Raw genomic sequence first — 20,048 nt, forward strand, 5'->3', positions numbered from 1 at the left:
GCCATCCGGATTAGGATGGCTTTTTTATTTAGAAATCATTTGGAAATGGATTTGATTACCAATAGATTTGAAACTATTCTTTTCGTTTAAAGAATAATTATACAGTAGTCTTTTATATGTCTATAAATTCTGTTAAAGTTTCTGCCAATTTTAAAAAAATGGCTACTAAAGCCATTTTCTCTATTTTACTTTTTACGCTATTGTATTTATTCTTAATTGCAATGGCTATAGGTTTAACATTAATCTGTGGATATTTGGGTGCTATTTTAATTTTAGGCGGACATTCAATTATATTAATATTAGGCGCAGCACTTATTTGCTTTGGATTCTTGATTTTGGCTTTTTTAATCAAGTTTATATTTACTGTAAATAAAATTGACAGAAACCATTTAACAGAACTAACAAGAAAGAAACAACCTAAACTGTTTGAATTTATAACAGAGATTGCAAAAGAAACCAATACAAATTTTCCGAAAAAAATTTATTTATCTACCGAAGTAAATGCTTCTGTATTTTATGATTCTAGTTTTTGGAGCATGTTCTTGCCAGTTAAAAAAAACCTACAGATTGGTTTAGGCTTGGTCAATACTATTTCAATAACCGAATTTAAAGCAATATTGGCACATGAATTTGGTCATTTTTCGCAAAAGACCATGAAAGTTGGAAGTTATGTCTACAATGTAAACAAAGTAATCTATAACATGCTTTACGAAAATGATTCTTATCAAAAACTGACAGACAAACTTTCAAATATCAATGGCTATTTCTCGTTGTTTGTAAATCTTGCTTTGTTAATCAACAAAGGAATTCAATGGGTTTTAAAACAGGCTTATGACGTAATCAATCTTAACTACATGGCCTTATCGCGGGAAATGGAGTTTCATGCAGATGCCGTTGCAGCAAAAGTTGCAGGCTCAAAACCTTTGATCAATTCACTATTAAGGCTCGATTTAGCTAACTATTCCTTTGACACTGTAATTAACTATTACAACAATAAAATTCCTGATGCCATTAGAACAAAGAACATTTATTCTCAACAACATTTGGTCATGAATTTTTATGCACAAGAAGGAAGATTAAAAATTGAGAATGATTTACCTCAGGTACCCTTATCAAATTTAAGCAGATACAATAAATCGAAATTATTCATTAAAGACCAATGGTCGTCTCATCCGAGTACTGCTAATAGAGTTAAAGAACTGGAAAGAATCAATAAGGAAACTAACAATGAAAATTTTTCTCTTGCGATTACATTATTTAATGATTTTGAATCATTGAACTCCCAAATAACAGATACCCTATTTACTAATGTAGAATATAAAACATCCCCAAGTTTAATAGATGATGTTGATTTCTTTAAAGATTTCACTAAAGATTATATTTCAAATTCTTTTAACAACCTATATAATGCTTATTATGACAATAAAAATCCGATTTATAATATTGATACCGACATTGATGAGCAGACAATTTATCAAGATGTAGATGCTTCTTTCTTTTTCAACAATGATAAAGTTGATATGGTCTACAATCTCATAGCATTAGAAAATGATATTTCACTACTAAGCCAGCTATCCGAAAATGATGAAATTAAAACATTCGATTATGATGGTGAAAAATACAATATCAAAGATGCTCAGGTATTGATTGTTAAACTGGAAGCTGAGGTTGTAACGATAAAAAATACAATAGCCAAAAATGACTGTGAGATTTTAAACTATTTTTATTTTATTGCTAAAAAACTAGGAAGAGAAGAAGAATTGTTAGTTCATTATAAAAAACTAACGACAGTTGATGAACAGTATATTCAAAAAATACAGCATTATATAGAACTCAATAATGACTTGACATTCGTTAGTCAAACAACCCCTTTTAGTAAAATCATAGATAATTTTATTAAGATAAAGCCAAAAGAAGACCGATTTAAAGAGGAAATTGCATTTCTTTTGGGGGAAGAGATTTACCAAAGGGCCATTACGTCAGAAATGAGAGCCGATTTTGAAAAGTATATGGCTAAGGACTTAGAATATTTTTGGAAATTCACTAATGAATACAATGATAAAATTTTGAACATTTTGTTCACCGCATTAAGAAATTACCAACACATATTAGCAATGGGTTATTTTTATGCAAAAAAGGACTTACTTGATTTTCAGGTAACCCTAGAGCAACAAAAACTCGAGTTCAAGTCTTAACGGTACTTTTCCTGCACCTTTTTCGGCAGTTTGGCCAATACCAATGCCCTAGAAGTTTCTACTCTCTTTTTCAGTTCTGCTATACTTAATACGTCTAGGTTTTCAATCTTTACCCATTGTTTTTTGGCCATATGTGGGGCTTGACTAATGCCATCCCTAGCTGTTAGTTCATCAAATTCTTCAGGTGTACATTTTGTAGAAAAGCTGTTTCCTTCGTCAATGGCAATGATGATGAACAGCTTTTCTTCAATCATAAAACAAAGGTGTTCCCACTTCATCCCTTCGGTGGTGCCTGGCAAACCCAGACAATATTCTCTAAAACTCTCGATATCCATAATTAACAAGATGAAGACACAAAGATAAAATACAAATGCAAGTTTAATGCTTTAATTTTACGGCATGAATATTCTTACGCAAACAGCCGACGGTTCAAATACTTTATACAACCAGACCATTGGAGAGCATTACCATTCATCGCACGGCGCCTTACAAGAAAGCAGGCATGTATTTTTGGACGCAGGATTGAAATTTGCCATCGATCAAACAACAGAAAAAGAAATCAGCGTATTGGAAGTCGGTTTTGGCACTGGCTTAAATTTCATTTTAAGTTATGCGCATTGCGAAGCTGAAAATATCAGATTGAACTATACCGGAATTGAGGCCTTTCCACTTCCCCAAGAAACCATTGGGCAAACAAATTACGAAGAATATGTACCACCAAAGGTTTGGGAAAGTTTTATGGCGCAGTACGAAGCTACTTTGACAAAAAAACAGATTTTATCTCCACTTTGTGAACTTGAGATTGCCCATACCACACTGGCGGATTTTAAAACGGAAGCTCTTTTTGATGTATTGTATTTCGATGCCTTTTCTGTGCAGCACCAACCTGAAATGTGGACCAACGAAATGATTGCCCATGCCTGCAGTTTTATCAAAGAAGGTGGAGTATTTGTAAGTTATGCCATTACCGGAAATTTAAAAAGGGCGGTTAAGGCCTGTGGATTTAAAATAGAAAAACTACCTGGAGCACCAGGGAAAAGAGAGATGTTAAGAGCGGTTAAAGAGTCCGTTGTTAGTTATTAGTTGTTAGTTATCAGTACCAATGACTAATGAACAATTGGCCAGTTTTCAATACCAATGACAAATGAACCAATGAACAACTAACTAGTTGTTAGTTTTAGTTTTCAATACCAATGACAAATGAACCAATGAACTAGTAAACTATAATTCTTTTATCTTTATTTAAAATATCTATCATGAAACAAATATCACTGCCTTTTATTGCGAAGCTAGCTTTGGTACTTCTATCCATCATTATGTTGGGTTATTTGGCCATTTTGGGTAAAAGCTTGTTATCTCCATTGCTCTTCTCCTTGTTGATGGCCTTTCTATTGCTGCCATTTTCGAGCTTTTTGGAACGTAGGTTTAAATTTAAAAGAAGTATTGCCGCACTAACTTCCGTGATCTTGATGATTGCAGTAATTTATGGATTAATGTATTTTTTGGTAGACCAATTAAGTGAATTGTGGGCCGACTGGCCATTATTGGTGCAACAGGTCAGTTCTGCTTTTGATGAGCTCAAGCATTGGGGCAATAAAACATTCCATATCAATCTAGAACGTCAAGGCAACCATATCTTTATGGACAATACCGAAAAGGCTTTAGCTACCAGTGCTTCCATTATCGGTGCAACTTTATTGACACTATCTTCTAGTCTACTGTTTTTGGCATTTACACTCCTGTTCACTTTCTTCATCTTAAATTACCGTGGCTTATTGTTCAATTTTTTAACCACCGTTTTTGCAGAAGAACACAAAACCAAAGTAAGTGATATCGTAAAGGAAATCCAACGAATCATCAAGAAGTATATCACAGGCCTGTTTTTACAGATGTTGATTGTTACGCTCTTAATGATCACTGCATTATCTCTTTTAGGTGTCAAATACGCCATTCTTTTAGGATTAATTGCCGGCATCTTCAACATCATCCCTTATTTGGGTATTTCTACAGCATTGATCATCAGTGCGCTGATCACTTTTGCAACTGCTGGTGCCGCAAAGGCTTTGTTGGTGCTGTTGGTATTTGTAGGTGTACATACCATTGATGGCAATATTCTGATGCCATTGGTTGTGGGCTCAAAAGTGAAGATCAATGCTCTTTTTGCTTTCATTGGCATTATTATTGGCGAAATGATCTGGGGCATTTCGGGTATGTTCTTGTGCATCCCTTACCTGGCCATGTTGAAAATAATTTTCGAAAGAGTAGATGGTTTACAAGCTTGGGGAATTTTACTAGGCGAAGGGTATAAAACACCTAGAAAACGTAGAACTTATAGAATTACCAAAAAAATCAAGCTAGAAGACGCTGAATAATGAAAGAAGAAAAGCCGAATAGGTCACCTCATATCCTAAGTACCTCAGCCAACCTACTGGGTTTCTGCTTCATTGTATTAACGTCAGTAAAAATATCAAAGCTGAGCGAATCCTCCTACATAGACGAGGGTGCTGCCTTGGCCATTATTATCTTTATGACCAGTTGTATTCTCTCTTTTCTATCCATGAAAAGTACTACAACTCGCTCTACGAAGATGGAAGGAATAGCTGATGTCTTATTTCTGGCAGGCTTGATCGTCCTTTTTATTACCACCATGCTCATTACTTTTAATATTATCAAATAAATATGCCTGCAAATACTCCTCCTCCTGCTACGTCAAGTCCTGATACCGCTTTTTTAAGATTGTTGACCGTGTTAGATACCCTTCGTACCCAATGTCCATGGGATAAAAAACAAACCATGGAAACGTTAAGACACCTGACGATTGAAGAAACCTATGAATTATCTGATGCCATTTTAGAAGGCGATATGCAGGAAATCAAAAAAGAATTAGGTGATCTGATGATGCATTTGGTTTTTTATGCCCGTATTGCCAGTGAAACTGAAACATTTAACATTACGGATGTTTTAAATGGCGTATGTGAAAAATTGATCAACCGTCACCCTCATATTTATGGAGAGGTTAAAGTAGACAATGAAGAAGATGTAAAAAGAAACTGGGAACAGATCAAACTAAAAGAAGGTAACACCTCTGTTTTAGGCGGTGTTCCTGCTTCTTTGCCTGCATTAGTTAAAGCCAGTAGGATCCAAGAGAAGGCCCGTGGTGTGGGCTTTGATTGGGACGAAAAAGAGCAGGTATGGGCAAAGGTTGAAGAAGAGCTGCAGGAGTTTAAAGATGAATTTAATATTGCCGAGAACGCGCACATTGATAAAGACAGAGCTGAGGGAGAATTTGGCGACCTTCTTTTTTCTTTGGTCAATTATGCCAGATTTATAGATATCAATCCAGAAAATGCGTTGGAAAAAACCAATAAAAAATTCATTAAACGTTTCCAGTTCTTAGAAAGCAAAGCCAAGGCAAATGGAAAAGCATTACAGGATATGACCTTGGCAGAAATGGACGTGTATTGGAACGAGGCCAAAAAGTTATAACCCCTATGAGGTAATTAAAATTATTAGAAGGGAAAGCGGAGCATAATTACACTTTTTAACACCTTCCCTCTGGTGTGCAATTAGGATTAAGCAAATTTTTGAACCAACGTATCAATTACAATAATTACAAAAGCAAAAACTGCAATACAGATAATGGTATAGGCAATCATATTGTCTCTTCTTCTTTTTGTGCTCATCCTCAAATTAGATTGTTCAAGTTTCATTTTTTTGGCTTATTGGTTGTAATTTAAATCTTGAGCAAAGATGTAAGGTTGGATGTCATTTATAGGTTTCATCCGTGTGGCATGACGTCCACGCCACACGGATGAAACATTTTAATCATTAGTTAACAAACATAATTTTACAGAAAATATCTCTGTTTTATTTAAATACAGAGAAAATAGCCTCATTGAGTTTGGTATGGACATCCCCTATTTTTTTGACAAAACAATGTACTCCTGAATTGAGATACGCCCTTTGATCAGGAAGGTCAACCTCAAACAAGACGATGATTTTCATGGTAGGAAAACGCTTCTTGATTGAAAAGATAAATTCGGGTGAACAATTGAAGTGAGTTAAGGAGATATTCAATAGCAATAAATCAAATCTCTTTAGTTCTAATAACGATTGGGCAACAGTTACATCTGCTGCTTGGGCAATAAAAGGCTCATCAACCATATGTTTAACCATATGTTTCAATATCATGCTAAAGACCCACTCGTCTTCTACTATCAGTACGGATTTAAGCTTTTCTTGCAAAATTTCTAATTGATTTTGTGAACAGTAGATTGAAATTATAAACATTTTAAAACAGTACTGTGTTGATCCATGTATCAAGAACACCGCCCCATATGGATGATATACGAATTAAATTGATAAATGGTTGCGATAGGCAGAAGGCGTACAGCCCATGATCTGTTTAAATTGTCTATTGAAAGAAACTTTTGAATTAAATCCACTTTTTTCTGCAAGTTCTTCGAGATTTAACATTTTATTTGCTGATTGTAGCAACTCGCATGCATGCATAATCCTAAACCCATTGATATATTGATAAAATGTTTGTTTAACCCGCATGCTGAATACCTGCGTAAGGTGGTGGTTAGGAATCCGTAAATGGGCCGCCAAACTTGACAAAGACAGCTCCTGGTCTAAATAAAGTTGTTCTTCCTTAACCGCATAGACCAATCTTTTTTCAAAATCTATCAACTGTAGTTCAGACAGTGCCGAGCGCTCGTATTTGGCCAATTCTATGGAAGACACTGGTCCAACAATTTTTCTCTTTTTTGTTAGCGTTGCATTGGGCTTTATCAACTTGTCTACCACATAACTAAAGATCATAAAAACAGCCAAGAGCATACACACATATATCACCATCCTTAATAGATAAACTGCTTGTTGGTCTTCTGCAACCTTTTTAGAAAAAAATACAATGATAAAAATCAGGGAAATAAACAACAACAATATCCTTGCAAACACAAACATGGCTAGTTTTTGCCTAAATTTCTCTTTAAACAATCTTTTTCCTTCAAAAGCAGACCAGACGGCATAAGTAACAAAAGAGATTGGCCCCAAAATGAAAATGTGTTTGCCAATTCTTTTTTGCATGATCAAGGTATTTTCAAGGACATCAAAAACCAATAGACCAAAAAGAATAAGATAGACCACAAAGGGAATCAGATGTACAAAAAGCTTCCATAGCTGTACTTTATTATCCCTCAACGATAACATACCAAAATACAAAAAGGGACCGTAACCAAATGCAAAAGGTATCAATTGATCTCTCCAAGGCTCATTGGCATAAAACACTTCGATGATAAATACATAAAAACTATGCAGAAAAATATAAAAAATACCCCATAACAAAATACGGTCAAAGGCACTTTTATCTGGCGAACGGTAAGCCAAATAAAAAGTAACTATTGCCAATACGCAAACGATCAGCAACGTAAAAGGGATTAGGGGAAAGATTTGGAACATAAAGGGATGAACAAGATGAAAATTATAATCTAATTTTATCAACCTCTATGCACTTTGGCGGTTCAATTGTACTTGATACGCTGAAGGTGTAAAACCTGTTTTTTCTTTAAAATACCTGTTAAATGAGGTTTTTGAATTGAAACCACAAGAATAGGCCAATGATTCAATCTTTAACCTTCCATTGTTGGTGTTTAACAGTTCTAGTACATATTTGATGCGATATTCTGCAACAAAGCTATGAAAGCTCTTCTTAAAATAAACATTAAACAATTGCGATAAATAATGCTTCGGTATCTGTAGGTCTTTAGCTAACAATTCGAGAGAAAGATTTGAATCTAAATAGATTGTGGTATCGTTAAAACAAGATGTAATGCGGTCTTTATAGGTAATGGCCAATGTCTCGCTCAATGCCGAATGCGTATAACTCCTAAGGTATCCGTTGGGTTGAGCAAATTCATTCAACTCATCAGTTGTTTTATTGTCTCTTCCAAATACCCAATACCAAACAATGGCAATGGCAGAGAAAAGAAGCAATGCATAGGCAAATAATCGATAATCAATACCCATATCAAAATAAACAACACCCCAAACTACAAATGTTAGGCTTGTGATCAAACTGATTAATATGTAAATGGCAGCTATAGAGAGGATGAGTGATTCTGTAGATGGTTTATCATCAACCCCAAAACGCCATACTCTTCTAATGATGTAGATGCTGTAACTGAGTAGGGAAATTGCAATGACAATAAAGCTATTTTGGTAATATTTAAAGGAAGTGCTCTCCCAAGGATTATTCATGTCTGTACCAAAGTAAGCGATGGTAAAAAAGACGGCAAACAGAAAAAAAGGGGCCAGATGCAAACTCTGTTTCAAACTGATTTTAAGGGGATGTCCTGTAAACACCCGGTATCCATAAAACAACAATGGCCCAAAAAGCAACCAACTAGGATTCCAAAGATTAACTAAAGAAACAAAACCTGTAGCCGTCCAACTGATCTTATAATATATATTTATACAACTTAGTATAAGGATAAGGGAAGCGATGAGGTTAAACTCATTTTTTGCCCTATCTGACGATTGAAGCCAGCTAGCATAATTAAAATTGAACATATCATTAAGGGTGATCAGTACAAAACTAACATATTATCTTAATTAATTCAATACTTTAATGATTGGAATTTTCATTAAATTGGTATCCTAATTTAGGTTGAAAACATGTCTGAAAAAGCAAAATTATATGGAATTGCCCCTCAATTAATTGTACCCGATGTTGTAAAAACAGCCAACTTTTATAAAGATGTGCTGGGCTTTAATATTATAGGTTATTTTATGGATCCACCTGTTTATGCAATGGTAGAACGGGATGGTTTTCAGATCCATTTTGGAAAAGCAGATACCGAGAATTTTAAAACAAACAATGACTTCAGAAAAGGAAATACCGATTTTATCATTTGGGTGCCCGAGATCGACCAGTTTTTTGAGGAAGTAAAAGCAAAAAATGCCGAAATTATAGAAGGTATTGTTAAAAGGATTTACGGAAGCAGAGAGTTTGTGATCAAAGATTGTAATGGTTTTAGGATCACTATTGGTGATTAATACCCGTTTTTTATAGCCAATCTCGAATTATTTCCTATATTGATAGTTTAAAGATAAGAACAACGGTTATTTACACCATTTACCAATGGACAAAAAAGAAGAGCAACTGAATCTACTGTTATTAAAAATAGAAAATTTGCTTTTGCGACAGCAAGATTTTGAAGCAGAAATCAAACATTTAAGAGAAGAAATCAGACAGATTCGATCATCTTCTGGTTCTGATGCGCCTATCTTCACTGAAAAATCAATACAACAGCCTACCTTCCTACCGAAAAACACTCCTCCAAGTTTCGCAAAGCCTATTCAACCTAAACCATTTGCCCAGCCAAGTTTTACAGATAAGTTTAAACGTGAAAATTTGGGGAAATCAGATTTTGAAAAGTTTATAGGCGAAAACCTGATCAATAAAATTGGGATTTTGATCTTGATAATTGGCGTGGCTATTGGCGCAAAATATGCCATCGACCATGAAATGATCAGTCCGTTGACCCGCATTATCCTAGGTTATGCCATGGGTACAGGTCTTATGGCTTTTGCCATCAAGTTAAAAACAAAATATGAGAGTTTTAGTGCAGTATTGTTAAGTGGTGCAATTGCTATCCTATATTTTATCACTTATGCTGCCTATGCTTATTATGCATTGATTCCACAGTTCTTAACTTTTGGTCTAATGGTGGTTTTCACTTCATTTACAGTAGTGGCAGCTATCAAATACAACCAGCAGGTAATTGCCCATATTGGCTTGGTTGGTGCCTATGCCGTTCCTTTTTTACTGAGTGATGGTTCTGGAAAGGTTGTAATTCTATTTAGCTACATGGCCATTATCAATACCGGCATCCTTGTTTTGGCCTTTAAGAAATACTGGAAATCATTATTCTATTCGTCATTTACATTATCCTGGATTATATTTTTAGCCTGGCGGATACCTTTGGAAGCACATGCAGGTTATTTCAATATCTCCATGCTGTTCTCAGGTATCTTTTTTATCACGTTCTACATTACCAATCTGGCTTATAAAGTAATTAAGAAAGAGCAGTTCCAGATCATTGATATCATTATCTTATTGCTCAACTCCTTTATTTTTTATGGCATTGGTTATTATGCGCTGTTACAAAACCCAAAGGCAACCGAGCTTTTAGGACTATTTACACTCGGCAATGCCATTATCCATTTTGTAGTAAGCCTGATCATCTATAAAAGAAAACTTGCCGATAAAAATTTGTTCTATTTTATACTCGCAATGGTGATCACCTTTATTACCATGGCTGTTCCTGTTCAGTTAAATGGCAACTGGGTGACCATATTCTGGGCAATAGAAGCATTTATTCTGTTTTACCTTGGCAGAACAAAACATATTGCCATTTACGAAAAGCTTTCCTTTCCTTTGATCTTCTTAGCCTTTTTTAGCTTATTGCAAGACTGGGCACTCCGTTCAAGTGAGTTTAGCTACCTTAATGACTACACCCCACATCAAGCATTTTTTAATGTGGGCTTTTTAAGCTCCTGTTTATGTATTGCCTCTTTTTTAGGCATGTTTTTAATCAACAGACAGGCAAAAGAAGAGTCGATAGCTGGCACAACTAGATCGGTAAGGCAAGTAATGACCTATTGTATACCAACCATTTTGATCATTACGGTGTATTATACCTTTCGGATAGAGATTGCCAATATTTTTCAAGATGCCTACGAAAACACTAAGATTAATACTACACCTAGTTTAAAAGTAGGTAATTACGCCTACAATGAGAATTATCGCCTTTTTAAAACTACTTGGGTTTATTGCTATACCCTTTTCTTTGCCGCTGTGCTCACCTACTTCAATCTTCAAAAAATAAAGAGCAAAGAACTTGCTGTAACTAATCTGATAATCAATGTATTGGTTATCTTGGCTTTTTTAACCCAAGGTCTATATGTTTTAAGTGAACTACGAGAGGCCTATATCTTACAATCGGACAAATACTTTAGCAGCAGCATGACCAATATTGGTATCCGATATATTGCACTTGCATTTTTTGCAGGATTAATTATTGTTTGCTATCAGTTAAGCAAATCAGATCTGTTCAAACTGAAATTCCGTACAGCCTTCGATTACCTGTTGTACATTGCCATCCTTTGGGTATTGAGTAGTGAATTGTTGCAACTATTGCAGTTAAATGGTCTTGAAAATGGCTATAAATTAGGGTTAAGTATCTTGTGGGGCGTATATTCATTATTTTTGATCAGTATGGGCCTTTGGAAGAACAAAAAGTACCTACGTGTTGGTGCCATCATCTTATTTGGCATTACGCTAGTTAAATTGTGCTTTTACGACCTTTCATCTTTAGGTACCATTTCAAGAACCATTGTTTTCATTTCTTTGGGTATACTCCTTCTAATCATCTCATTCCTTTACAACAAATACAAACACTTGATCAACGATGATGTTAAAGCAAAAAATTAAACTAATAGCCCTATTCTTTTGCTTTACCCTAAGTGTAAAAGCACAGCTCAAACAGTATCAATACCAAAGAGTATTAAAAGGGGTTACAAGTAATTGGCATAGTTTAACACTACCTAATGACTTATTTAAGCATACGCAACGTAATCTGAACGACCTAAGGATATATGGCATAAAAGGGAAAGATACCGTTGAGGTACCTTATATCTTGGAACAAAGTGCCAATCAGGTCATCGAAAGCGAAACTCCCTTTAACATCATCAACCAGAGCAACAATGCACAGGGATACTATTATACCTTTCAATCGGCCGCTTCCGTTACACCAATCAACCAGATCAGGCTTTCTTTTGGGCAAAAAAACTTCGACTGGAAAGTGACTTTAGAAGGCAGCAATAACAATAACGAATGGTTTACCATTTTAAAAGACTACCGCATCTTATCTATTTTTAACAGCAGCACCGATTATCATTTTACCCAGCTTGATTTTCCGAAGGCCAACTACAGTTATTTTAGGATATTGGTCAAAGCCAATGAACAACCTACACTTAAAGCAGCCAAAATCCTAAAAACAGATACTTTAAGAGGCATTGATACTGCAGTTGTTATCCAATCTTACCAATTGCATCATGACACCAAAAACAAACTCAGTATTATTGATGTGAATTTGGCCAACCCTAGCCCCCTATCCTACCTTAAACTCAATGTACAACATGGATTTGATTTTTACAGACCCTTGAAGATTGAATGTGTGACGGATAGTTTCAAAACAGACAAAGGCATGCAATATAATTATGAAACGCTGTATCAAGGTACCATCAGTTCATTAGAGAACACTGCATTTAACTTTAGCAATACCTTAACTTCGCGTTTAAAGATTACCATTGAAAACAATGACAACAAACCACTGCAATTGAACTCCATTGCGTTAAAAGGGCCTATATCTGAACTGATAGCCAGATTTGAACAGACAGCTTATCAATATTCACTTTATTATGGCTATAAAAATGCAACAGCCCCAAGTTATGAACTCAAGAATTTTGAAAGTAAGATCCCGATTGGTATTACTGCATTAAACATAGGCGATGAAGAACAGAACGCCACCTTTATTACAAAAACAGAAAATCCTTTATTTGAAAATAAAATCTGGCTTTGGGGCTTAATGGTATTGATCATTTGTTTATTGGGTTTCTTTGCTTTTAAAATGTTAAAAAACTAAACTCTATCTTTTCTCACTCAAACCAATAAACAATGAAGAACATTTTCCAAACTGAAACTACTGACGAACTTATCGAAAGAATAAACAAGTTAACACCAGATAGCCCAGCGTTATGGGGCAAAATGAATGTGGCACAAATGCTGGCACATTGTTGTGTAAGTTACGAAATGGTTTACGATAACATCCACAAAGCACCGAATGGCTTTTTAAAATTGATCATAAAATGGTTTGTCAAAGAAAGTGTTGTGAATGACAAGCCTTACAAAAAGAATGGCCAGACTGCTCCCGCATTTATCATTACTACTACGAAAGATTTTGAAAAAGAAAAAGCCCGCTTGATCGCTTATATTGAAAAGACAAGAGACCTTGGCGAAAGCTTTTTTGACCAGAAAGAATCCTTATCTTTTGGAAGATTGACCGTAACTCAATGGAACAACATGTTCTATAAACATTTAGACCATCATCTAAGCCAGTTTGGTGTGTAATGGCAATTCCTCAGAACAAGGCAGAGCTTGCAAAAGCAATTAGAGACAGCTATCGTAAACTAACAACTGAACTGAAAACCATACCAAGTGACAAAGCAAGTGTAAAAGAGCTCGATGGGCATGCCAAAAACACTACCATGAGCATAAACGACCTTATTGCCTATTTAATTGGCTGGGGACAATTGGTATTGAAATGGAACTACAAAAAAGACAATGGACAAGTAGTAGATTTTCCAGAAACTGGCTTTAAATGGAATGAATTGGGCCTATTGGCCCAACAATTCTACAAGGATGATCAAAATGCTAATTTGGAACAGTTACTTGGGGAATTAGATCAAACTGTAACACAGCTTTTAGCGCTGATAGCGACAAAAACTAATGAAGAACTGTATCATGTGCCATGGTATGAAAAGTGGACGCTTGGTCGGATGATACAATTCAATACTTCATCTCCCTACAAAAACGCCAGAGGTCGGGTCAGCAAATGGAAAAAGGTTAAGCAACTAAAATAATCTCTACCATACCATTCTTTTTCTTATCTTGAATTTATGAAAAGATTAACGATTTTACTATTGTTGATGATCCCTCTATTATTGTGTACTTCTTGGGGCTTTTTTGCCCATCGCAGAATTAATCAACTGGCTATATTTACATTACCAGTTGGCATGCTCAACTTTTACAAAACGGCTAACAAACATATCACAGAACATGCCGTTGATCCGGATAAACGCCGCTACATTGACACCTTAGAAGCACCTAGGCATTATTTGGATGTAGAAGACTACGAAAAACATATCGATAGTATTCCCGAAAAATTTGAGGATGCCCTAGCTAAATATGGTCAAAAGAAACTAAATACTAGTGGCATTGTACCCTGGCAGAATCCAAAGAACCTATTACAGTTTGGTGAAAGCTTTTAAAACACACGATTCCTTAAAAATATTGAAATACTCTGCAGAATTGGGTCATTACATTGGCGATGCACATGTTCCTTTACACACCACGATCAATCACAATGGTCAACTTACCAATCAAGTTGGTTTGCATGCATTTTGGGAAAGCAGGATACCAGAACTGTTTGCCGGAAATTATAATTTTTTGGTGGGTAAAGCTGTTTATTGCGATAATCCTTTAAAAGCAGCTTGGAAAATTGTAAAACATTCGCATGGTCTATTAGACACCGTATTGAGATTTGAGGCAGAACTGAACAGCTCATTTCCGGCTGATCAAAAGTATAGTTTTTCTGAACGGGGCAATACCGTAATCAAACAATATTCTGCTGCCTATGCCAAGGCTTATCAAGACAAAATGGAAGGTATGGTAGAAAAACAAATGCGTTCTGCTATTTTGATGACTGGATCATTCTGGTTTTCTGCTTGGGTAGACGCCGGGCAACCAACGCTAAAAAATCTGGTCAAAATAGAACCTACACTTGAAGAAAAGAAACAGCAAGAATTGGAAAACAAAAGCTATAAAGAAGGGAAGATTATTGGAAGAGAACTTTAGCGCTTCGCCTCTTTGTCTTCAACCTTTTCTTTCTTTTTAAACAATGATTTTAGCGCAGCAAAGATAACAGGTAAGAAAGTTCCTACTGCGATCACTACCACCAAAATCTCAAAGTTCTTCTCTACAAATGGAATTTTACCCAATAGATAACCTGCAAACAATAAACTCGTAATCCATGCTATACCACCAATAATATTGTAATAGGTAAACTTACCAAAAGACATATTTGCCGCACCAGCAACAAAAGGGGCTACTGTTCTGAAAATTGGTAAAAAACGACTAAAAACGATCGCTTTTGCACCATGCTTTTCAAAGTACTCATGAGATTGATGGTAATATTTGAGTTTTAGAATCTTATTGTCTTCTTTAAATACACGGATACCAAAATACTTACCAAGTCTATAATTTAAGGTATTGCCCAATATGGCAGCTGCTATCAGGATCACCAACATGAACCAGATGTTTAAACCGGTTCCTTCTCCTGCAACCAATGCTCCAACTGCAAACAACATCGAATCGCCTGGCAAAAATGGAGTTACCACAAAACCTGTTTCAGCAAAAATGATGATAAATAGAATGAGGTAGGTCCAAGTCTTATAGTTTTGCATAATTACCTCTAATGTATGCTTGGTATCAGTAAGTAACTGGAGGAGTAGATCGAAAATTTCCAAAAGGTGTGTTTTTAATTTCCACAAAAATAGGCATATGCTTTTGTAAAGTCTACCTATTTTGGAAATTTGATGTTAATTATAGGTAATTTTATTTATACTAAGGTTGGCATTTGATGTTCCACTGATCCAAACAGTATAAACCTTGCCTGCTTCAAATTCACTTCCATCAATAACTTTAACACCACTGGCACCAATAACAGAAATCCCTAAATTCAGGTTGGGTTCTATCGAAAAATCCAATGAGGTTTCTTTAAAACCCAGTGCATTAACCAATAAGGTACTACCTGGCAGATTAACATTGATAGGATTGGTAAAATTAGGACTTAAATTGATGAAACGTACCCTTGCTTTACCAGCTTCAGTAGAGCCAACGTTATCTTCGAAAGCTAAAATCTCTCCCGTACCATTTTTATCTTCAATGTAAAATGCAGTGTAAGAAAAGGTAGATACGAAATTGATGGTCGTAGAAACGTCCTGTGTCCCATTTGCATAAAAAGATACACTTTTAGATCCAGATGCTACCCTAACGTCACTACTTTCGCCAAAAGCCAAAACTTGGTTATTGACCTTGTTCTTGTCCAGGTAAAAATCTCCGGTGCTTTGTGCTGCGTTAATTATTTTAACCTTAGCTTCCTTACCCATAATAGGTACATCTGTTGGAATGTCCTTTTTACAAGAAACTAGACACACTGTAGTTATAAAAGCTATAAATAGTACACCAAAAAAACGTGGTTTTGCCTGAGGTAGCGTTGATTTCATAATTTTAGTTTAACATCTGGTCAATATAAGAATGGCTCGGTCAAAAACCAAGCCATTACTCTATGTTATAACTAAAATTTTAATTATTTAATAACTATTGTTTAACATCACTGGCATTACCAACATTAAAACATCTTCGTTTTCATCATTTGTTTGTGGAATAAGTAGACCTGCACGGTTAGGTGTTGACAGTTCTAAAGTCACTTCTTCGCCACTTAGGTTGCTCAACATTTCAATCAGGAAACGTGCATTAAAGCCAATTTCTAAATCTTCACCTTCGTATTGGCAGCTTAAACGCTCATGTGCCTCGTTGGCAAAATCCAAATCTTCAGAAGAAATGTTCAATTCGCTTCCGTTGATCTTTAATCGCACTTGATGTGTAGTCTTGTTAGCGAAGATCGACCACCCTACGTAAGGTATTTAAGAACAAAGCCCTGTCTATTACCAATTTGTTTGGATTGTTTGCAGGAATTACAGCCTCGTAATCTGGGTAACGTTCATCGATCAAACGACAAACCAGGTTGATGTTATCAAATTTAAAGAAGGCACTGGTGGCATTGTAATCAACAGAAACGTTAACATCGGTATTTGGTAAAGCTGCTTTTAAAAGTGTTAAAGCTTTTTTAGGCAAGATAAAAGAAGAAGCTTTATCTGCTTTGCTATCCATTCTGCGGTAACGTACCAATTTATGTGCATCTGTAGCTACAAAGGTGATATGCTGAGGAGAAAGTTGACAATAAACACCTGTCATTGCTGGTCTCAACTCGTCGTTACTAACTGCAAAAATGGTTTTGGTAATCGCCTCTGTTAAAACCGAAGCTGGCAAATTTACAGATGAAGCATTTTCTACCACAGGGATTTTAGGAAAATCATCCCCATTCTCTCCGCTCAGTTTATATTTACCATCACCAGCGCTAATTTCGATAGAGAAAGTATTGTCGTCAATATTGAAAGAAATCGGTTGATCCGGTAAGGTTTTTAAAGTATCCAATAATATTCTAGATGGAACAGCCACTTTACCTTCTTCTTTAGACTCAACAGGTAAAGAAGTAGTCATACTTGTTTGAAGATCTGTTGCCGAAATGGTTAGGTTTCCATCTTTGATTCTCGAACAAGAAATTTTCTAATATAGGCAAAACAGTACTGCTGCTAGAAGCACCATTAACTGTTTGTAAATGTTTTAATAGCGTTGAAGTTGATACTATAAATCTCATAGTTTGTTTTGTATAATCTCAAAAATATAAAAATTACTTCGCATACTTATGCTTACGGTAATAATGTTGAAAAATTGCGAAACATATTAACAATAAAAGTGGCCCAATTGAATTTATTAGCTGCCATTTCACTTTTTCTGTACGCAAACGCACCTTGTCTAATAACCTAACTTTAATTTCTTTGTTGCGCAGGGCGATGAGATTGTCATCGTCTGTAAAATAATCTGCAATGTTTAACAATAACGCTTTATTTCCGAAATTCTGTTGTGTATACCGATCAAATCCTAAAGGGAAAGGAGAGTTTTCGGTCTTGCTTACCTGATTGGTAAAAATATCTCCATCGCCAATCACCACCATTTTTGTAGGTTTACTGTTGGTTGGCACATTGTAATTTTCGGTTATGCCTTCGGGTATCGGACGATCTAAAAACACTGATCTAAAACTACCCTCCAACAAAACACCAGCTGTTTGAGGCCTACTCGTATACTCTTTTTGCTCAGGCTGTTGTGCTGCCATTTGGATAGAAAGCATTTTAGGGGTTTCAAAAATTTTGTTATAGGGAGAACTTTGCAGGATGATCTTTTTACTCACGTTCGCTACTCCAATGGTATCAACCGTACTTGCAAATTGACTCCGAATGCCATCTAGGTTTTTAACGATGTTGCTATTGGTATCTGGAATAAGGATTGGATAATATAACCATGGAGCCATGTCAATTTGGGTCTGTTGACCGGGTGCACCTGTAGCCAAGGGAATCATGGCACAGTTTAAATCAGTGATCAGGTTATAATTGATACGGGCACCATATTCAAACAACATGTCGTCAATGTTCAGCTTATTGTTGAATGCCATTATCTGCCCCTTATTTTGTAGGCTATCCAGCTCAGCATTCACTTGGTCAATAGACCATACCAATCTTCCACCCTTCATTACAAAATAATTGATCTTGTATTTTTCAAGCTCTGTAAATGGCATTTTAGGTTTTACAATCACCAATACGTTTAAGCTATCTAAAGCCTGTTTGTTCATGGCCGAAAGATTTACCCTACCCACAAAATACTGCTGAGAAAGGCTATTGATCGCATCGTAAAGGTAAAGGTCTGAAGCTTCTCCATGCCCTTCGGTAAAACCAATGATCGGGCTTCTGCCTTTCAGCAATCTTTTTAAAGCCGTAGTAAAGGTATATTCCAGATTTTGGATAGAACTGTTGATATTTTCTTCGTAGTCTGTTGCTGCACCACCTGTTTTCTGCAATAAATTGATAGGAATATCTTTATTGTCGTAGGTAATCAATGCCATCGGAAAAATCAGTTTCTGCGTAAGTCCAGCATCATTTTTAATATTCACAGCAACGGGTTTGATTCCTTTTTGCACAAGCTCATTGATTAGTCCATCTTGTTCATTGGCGGGTACATCTTTTAAAGGGTCCTCGAAAACAATCTTAACGTTTGCGTTTGAATAGGCTTTATAATCGTTCAATAGATCTTTTGTGGCATTGCGCAATCTTTTAAATGCAGCAGGTATTTCCCCATCTAAAAAAACCGTGATGGTAATATCCTTGGTTGTTTTTTGTAAGGTCTCTTTCGTTTTTTGATTTAAGGTATATCGCTTTTCTTTGGTAAAGTCAAAACGGGTATAAAAGTATTGTCCTGCAATATTGAACAATACCAGTACAAACACAAAAATCAATGCTTTGAGGTATTTAGCTTGATTTTTTACCATTTTCTACCTCCTATCGCCAATTTGGTCAAACCTAGAAAGACCACTACAAAAGAGATGAAGTAAATCAGGTCCCTCGTATCCAATACCCCTCTACTGATGGATTGATAATGCTCGTTGATGCCTAGGTTAACCAATAGGGTTCCTAAATATTGCAGTTCAAAAATCTTGCTGATCGAATCAAGACCGCTATACGCAAAAAAGCATAAAAAAACGGCTACAGCGAAGGCAATAACCTGATTTTTTGTAATGGACGATGCAAATATACCTATTGCCGTAAAGGCATTGCCCAACAAAAACAGTCCTAAATAAGAGCCTATTACCGCACCAGAGTCTATATTTCCTTTTGGGTAGCCCAGTTCGTAAATACTATAATAATAGACCAATGTTGGAACCAATGCAAAAAGCAAAAGTGCCACGCAGGCCAGATACTTGGCCATGATGATCTGTAGATCGCTTAAAGGGCGGGTTGCCAAAAGCACATAAGTACCTTCTCTGCGTTCTTCGGCAAATGAACGCATGCTAATGGCCGGAATTAAAAACATAAACAAAAAAGGCACTAGGTTAAAGAAGCCATTCAATTCGGCATAACCATAGTCTAGAATAGAAGTATCAGGGAAAAACCACAATAATAAAGCACAGGCCAACAAAAATATACCAATGGTGATATAGGCCATCAGCGAGTTGAGGAAGCTAAATAATTCTCTTTTAAAAACTGCGTACATGCGTTTGGATTGTGTTGCCGAAGTTATACAATATCTGCTAAAACAAAAAAGTCCCGACAAAA

21 protein-coding genes and 1 pseudogene are annotated in these 20,048 nt (G+C 35.9%); 12 read left to right on the plus strand and 10 right to left on the minus strand.

Annotation, left to right across the window (positions count from 1 at the left end; genetic code table 11):
* Positions 1 to 158: 158 nt before the first annotated feature.
* A complete protein-coding gene (locus tag ACFJIZ_RS10065; RefSeq protein WP_379093081.1) occupies positions 159 to 2,195 on the plus strand; it encodes a M48 family metalloprotease in 2,037 nt (678 codons plus the stop codon).
* Here ACFJIZ_RS10065 and ACFJIZ_RS10070 read toward each other — a convergent pair.
* A complete protein-coding gene (locus ACFJIZ_RS10070) occupies positions 2,192 to 2,530 on the minus strand; it encodes an MmcQ/YjbR family DNA-binding protein (protein ID WP_379093084.1) in 339 nt (112 codons plus the stop codon). The two genes, ACFJIZ_RS10065 and ACFJIZ_RS10070, sit on opposite strands and share 4 nt — an antisense overlap.
* A 64-nt stretch (positions 2,531 to 2,594) precedes the next feature.
* Between ACFJIZ_RS10070 and mnmD the strand changes: the two genes are divergently transcribed.
* The 4 genes from mnmD to mazG all read left to right on the plus strand — a co-directional run bounded on the left by mnmD (position 2,595) and on the right by mazG (position 5,681).
* Positions 2,595 to 3,278, plus strand: coding sequence for a tRNA (5-methylaminomethyl-2-thiouridine)(34)-methyltransferase MnmD (mnmD, locus tag ACFJIZ_RS10075; RefSeq protein ID WP_379093087.1), 684 nt, complete (start codon positions 2,595 to 2,597; stop codon positions 3,276 to 3,278).
* 173 nt (positions 3,279 to 3,451) lie between these two features.
* Complete coding sequence (locus tag ACFJIZ_RS10080) at positions 3,452 to 4,567, plus strand: AI-2E family transporter (protein ID WP_379093090.1); 1,116 nt, start codon at positions 3,452 to 3,454, stop codon at positions 4,565 to 4,567.
* The gene (locus tag ACFJIZ_RS10085) at positions 4,567 to 4,872 is read left to right on the plus strand and encodes a hypothetical protein (protein WP_379093093.1); all 306 of its coding nucleotides are present in this window, start codon (positions 4,567 to 4,569) and stop codon (positions 4,870 to 4,872) included. The genes ACFJIZ_RS10080 and ACFJIZ_RS10085 overlap by 1 nt, the downstream gene beginning before the upstream one ends.
* A 2-nt stretch (positions 4,873 to 4,874) precedes the next feature.
* On the plus strand, positions 4,875 to 5,681 hold the full coding sequence (gene mazG, locus ACFJIZ_RS10090; RefSeq protein ID WP_379093096.1) for a nucleoside triphosphate pyrophosphohydrolase: 807 nt from the start codon (positions 4,875 to 4,877) through the stop codon (positions 5,679 to 5,681).
* Positions 5,682 to 5,767: 86 nt separating this feature from the next.
* Here mazG and ACFJIZ_RS10095 read toward each other — a convergent pair whose 3' ends face one another.
* The 4 genes from ACFJIZ_RS10095 to ACFJIZ_RS10110 all read right to left on the minus strand — a co-directional run bounded on the left by ACFJIZ_RS10095 (position 5,768) and on the right by ACFJIZ_RS10110 (position 8,531).
* A complete protein-coding gene (locus tag ACFJIZ_RS10095; RefSeq protein WP_379093099.1) occupies positions 5,768 to 5,905 on the minus strand; it encodes a hypothetical protein in 138 nt (45 codons plus the stop codon).
* 157 nt (positions 5,906 to 6,062) lie between these two features.
* Positions 6,063 to 6,485, minus strand: coding sequence for a response regulator (locus tag ACFJIZ_RS10100; RefSeq protein WP_379093102.1), 423 nt, complete (start codon positions 6,483 to 6,485; stop codon positions 6,063 to 6,065).
* Between the two features lie 63 nt (positions 6,486 to 6,548).
* Positions 6,549 to 7,658 carry a helix-turn-helix domain-containing protein gene (locus tag ACFJIZ_RS10105; RefSeq protein WP_379093105.1) on the minus strand — a complete coding sequence of 370 codons (1,110 nt, stop codon included), beginning with the start codon at positions 7,656 to 7,658 and terminating at the stop codon, positions 6,549 to 6,551.
* A gap of 45 nt (positions 7,659 to 7,703) precedes the next feature.
* Positions 7,704 to 8,531, minus strand: coding sequence for a helix-turn-helix domain-containing protein (locus tag ACFJIZ_RS10110; RefSeq protein ID WP_379093108.1), 828 nt, complete (start codon positions 8,529 to 8,531; stop codon positions 7,704 to 7,706).
* 342 nt (positions 8,532 to 8,873) lie between these two features.
* Here ACFJIZ_RS10110 and ACFJIZ_RS10115 point away from each other — a divergent pair, with 342 nt between their 5' ends.
* The 7 genes from ACFJIZ_RS10115 (at position 8,874) to ACFJIZ_RS10145 (ending at position 14,898) form a co-directional block, all read left to right on the plus strand.
* Positions 8,874 to 9,254, plus strand: coding sequence for a VOC family protein (locus tag ACFJIZ_RS10115; protein ID WP_379093111.1), 381 nt, complete (start codon positions 8,874 to 8,876; stop codon positions 9,252 to 9,254).
* Positions 9,255 to 9,339: 85 nt separating this feature from the next.
* Entirely contained in the window at positions 9,340 to 11,694 is a 2,355-nt protein-coding gene (locus ACFJIZ_RS10120; RefSeq protein WP_379093114.1) for a DUF2339 domain-containing protein, read from the plus strand.
* Positions 11,672 to 12,907 carry a DUF3999 family protein gene (locus ACFJIZ_RS10125; protein ID WP_379093117.1) on the plus strand — a complete coding sequence of 412 codons (1,236 nt, stop codon included), beginning with the start codon at positions 11,672 to 11,674 and terminating at the stop codon, positions 12,905 to 12,907. Before ACFJIZ_RS10120 ends, ACFJIZ_RS10125 begins: the two co-directional genes overlap by 23 nt.
* Positions 12,908 to 12,939: 32 nt before the next feature.
* The gene (locus ACFJIZ_RS10130; protein WP_379093120.1) at positions 12,940 to 13,392 is read left to right on the plus strand and encodes a DUF1569 domain-containing protein; all 453 of its coding nucleotides are present in this window, start codon (positions 12,940 to 12,942) and stop codon (positions 13,390 to 13,392) included.
* Positions 13,392 to 13,904: a ClbS/DfsB family four-helix bundle protein gene (locus ACFJIZ_RS10135; RefSeq protein ID WP_379093123.1), complete on the plus strand. Its 513-nt coding sequence runs from the start codon at positions 13,392 to 13,394 to the stop codon at positions 13,902 to 13,904. The genes ACFJIZ_RS10130 and ACFJIZ_RS10135 overlap by 1 nt, the downstream gene beginning before the upstream one ends.
* Before the next feature lie 36 nt (positions 13,905 to 13,940).
* On the plus strand, positions 13,941 to 14,312 hold the full coding sequence (locus ACFJIZ_RS10140) for a hypothetical protein (RefSeq protein ID WP_379093126.1): 372 nt from the start codon (positions 13,941 to 13,943) through the stop codon (positions 14,310 to 14,312).
* A complete protein-coding gene (locus tag ACFJIZ_RS10145) occupies positions 14,299 to 14,898 on the plus strand; it encodes a zinc dependent phospholipase C family protein (protein ID WP_379093129.1) in 600 nt (199 codons plus the stop codon). The genes ACFJIZ_RS10140 and ACFJIZ_RS10145 overlap by 14 nt, the downstream gene beginning before the upstream one ends.
* On the opposite strand, the gene ACFJIZ_RS10150 is transcribed toward ACFJIZ_RS10145, so the two are convergent.
* The 5 genes and pseudogenes from ACFJIZ_RS10150 to gldF form a co-directional block, all read right to left on the minus strand.
* The gene (locus tag ACFJIZ_RS10150; protein WP_379093132.1) at positions 14,895 to 15,569 is read right to left on the minus strand and encodes a VTT domain-containing protein; all 675 of its coding nucleotides are present in this window, start codon (positions 15,567 to 15,569) and stop codon (positions 14,895 to 14,897) included. The two genes, ACFJIZ_RS10145 and ACFJIZ_RS10150, sit on opposite strands and share 4 nt — an antisense overlap.
* Positions 15,570 to 15,641: 72 nt before the next feature.
* On the minus strand, positions 15,642 to 16,328 hold the full coding sequence (locus ACFJIZ_RS10155; protein ID WP_379093135.1) for a DUF4397 domain-containing protein: 687 nt from the start codon (positions 16,326 to 16,328) through the stop codon (positions 15,642 to 15,644).
* Between the two features lie 87 nt (positions 16,329 to 16,415).
* Positions 16,416 to 17,542: pseudogene (gene dnaN / locus ACFJIZ_RS10160) on the minus strand (DNA polymerase III subunit beta).
* A gap of 33 nt (positions 17,543 to 17,575) precedes the next feature.
* Positions 17,576 to 19,264 (minus strand): gliding motility-associated ABC transporter substrate-binding protein GldG, encoded by a 1,689-nt coding sequence (gldG, locus tag ACFJIZ_RS10165; protein ID WP_379093138.1) that lies wholly within the window; start codon positions 19,262 to 19,264, stop codon positions 17,576 to 17,578.
* Positions 19,258 to 19,986, minus strand: a complete 729-nt coding sequence (gene gldF, locus ACFJIZ_RS10170) for a gliding motility-associated ABC transporter permease subunit GldF (RefSeq protein WP_379093141.1) — start codon at positions 19,984 to 19,986, stop codon at positions 19,258 to 19,260. The genes gldG and gldF overlap by 7 nt, the downstream gene beginning before the upstream one ends.
* Positions 19,987 to 20,048: the final 62 nt, after the last annotated feature.

The sequence above is a fragment of the Pedobacter sp. UC225_65 genome, from assembly GCF_042698365.1.
Lineage (GTDB): Bacteria > Bacteroidota > Bacteroidia > Sphingobacteriales > Sphingobacteriaceae > Pedobacter.